Consider the following 2,154-nt stretch of genomic DNA (forward strand, 5'->3'; position numbering starts at 1 on the left):
TTGCTGAATCTGCTTTTGCTCGGTCTCCAGTGCGGCAATCATGGCCGGCAGGGCTTCCAGTTCGCGCTGATCCTTGTAGCTGAGCTTCTTCTTGGGGCTGGTCGCCGCTTCGGTGCGGCTTGCGACGGGCTTGGGCTCCTCCTTGGGGGCGGATTTGGCCTGTGCGGCTTCGGCCATGGCCTTGCTGCGGCGCGATTGCTCCATCCAGTCCGTCACGCCACCTTCGTATTCACGCCAGTGGCCGGGGCCTTCCCAGGCAATCGTACTGGTGACCACGTTGTCGAGGAAAGTGCGGTCGTGACTGACCAGAAAGACCGTGCCGTCATAGCTTTGCAGCAGGTCTTCCAGCATGTCCAGCGTCTCGATGTCCAGATCGTTGGTCGGCTCGTCCAGCACCAGAACATTGGCCGGTCGCGCAAACAAACGGGCCAGCAGCAAGCGGTTGCGCTCGCCGCCTGACAGCGATCGGACCGGGGAATGTGCACGCGCCGGAGAGAACAGAAAGTCCGCCAGATAGCTCTTGACGTGCTTTTTCTGGCTGCCGATCTCGATCCACTCGCTGCCAGGGCTGATGAAGTCTTCCAGCGTGGCATCCAGATTCACCTGATGGCGCATCTGGTCAAAGTAGGCCACCTGCAGATTGCCGCCCAGGCGCACCTGGCCGCTGTCCGGAGCCAGCTCGCCCAGAATCATCTTCAGCAGCGTTGTCTTGCCTGCGCCGTTGGGGCCCAGCAAGCCGACCTTGTCGCCACGCAAAATGGTGCCGCTGAACCTTTCAACGATCTTCTTTTCGCCAAAGGACTTGCTGACATCGGTCAGCTCGGCCACGATCTTGCCCTGGTAGCCGTCGCCCTTGCCGGATGCGATATCCATGTTCACGCTGCCCAGCACATCACGGCGCTGGGCACGGCTGGCACGCAACTCCTGCAGGCGGCTGATGCGGCTCTGGCTGCGGGTGCGGCGGGCTTCCACGCCCTTGCGGATCCAGACCTCTTCCTGGGCCAGCAGCTTGTCCGCCTTGGCGTTGATGACGGCTTCCTGGCTGAGCTGCTCTTCCTTTTGCAGCACGTACTGGGAGAAATTGCCGGGGTAGGTGCGCAGAACGCCCCGATCCAGCTCCACGATGCGGGTGGCGATGCGGTCCAGAAAGCTGCGGTCGTGGGTGATCGTGATCACGCTGCCCTTGAAGGCAATCAGCAGCTCTTCCAGCCACTCGATGGAGTCCAGATCCAGGTGGTTGGTCGGCTCGTCGAGCAGCAGGACATCGGGACGGGCCACCAGAGCCTGGGCCAGTGCCACACGCTTGCGGGTGCCGCCGGACAGGCTGCCCACCACAGCGTTCGGGTCCAGATGCAGGCGCTGCAGCGTTTCTTCCACGCGCTGCTCCCAGTTCCAGGCGTCATAGGCCTCGATCTGCGTCTGCAGTTCGTCCAGATCCTCGCCTTCGCCGCCAGCCAGGTAGCGCTCGCGAATCGCAATCACGGCCGCAATGCCGTCCGACGCCGACTCGAAGATGGTGTGCTCCGGGTTCAGGTCGGGCTCCTGTGCCACATAGGTAATGCGGACCCCGTTCTGCACCTGGAGTTGCCCGTCATCGGCCTTTGCCAGGCCGCCCAGAATCTTGAGCAGTGAAGACTTGCCGGCGCCGTTGCGGCCGATCAGGCCGACGCGTTCGCCGGTCTCCAGGGAAAAATTTGCGTGGTCCAGCAGGGCCACGTGCCCGAACGCCAATTGAGCGTCTAACAAAGTAATCAGTGCCATCGTGCCTGCATTATCGTTGGCCTCCATAGAGACAGCGGCCGTAAGGCCGCTGTCTCTATCTCTGTCTATGGACGCAGCCCAGGCAAAGACCACGCTGGCAGATGAATCTTTTGTGTCAGAAGCGGCATGGCTAGGGTTTCACCTATGCTATAGTTCGATCCATCGCAGCAAACGACTGCCTCGCAAAACTCAAAAGTTCTTGCGCAGGAATGCAAAAGCTGTGATACACTACAAGGCTTCGCTGATCGCAGCAAGCAACGAGATTCAAAGTCAAGCTTCTTGGTTTTGCGCTCGGTTCCTTAAAAAATACAGCCGATAAGCGTGGGCGTTTGAGGGCAAGCAGCCAGTTCTTCGGAACAAACTCTTCGGAGTTATCAAGCGCTCACAAAAACA

The 2,154-nt window shown here is 60.4% G+C and carries 1 protein-coding gene; it reads right to left on the bottom strand.

From position 1 onward, the window contains the following. Positions 1-1,761: ABC-F family ATP-binding cassette domain-containing protein (locus tag ACLBXN_RS22195; protein ID WP_447613589.1), on the bottom strand; the 1,761-nt coding region annotated here is incomplete at its 3' end. Between the last annotated feature and the right edge of the window lie 393 nt (positions 1,762-2,154).

It is taken from the genome of Comamonas sp. C24C (assembly GCF_053345995.1).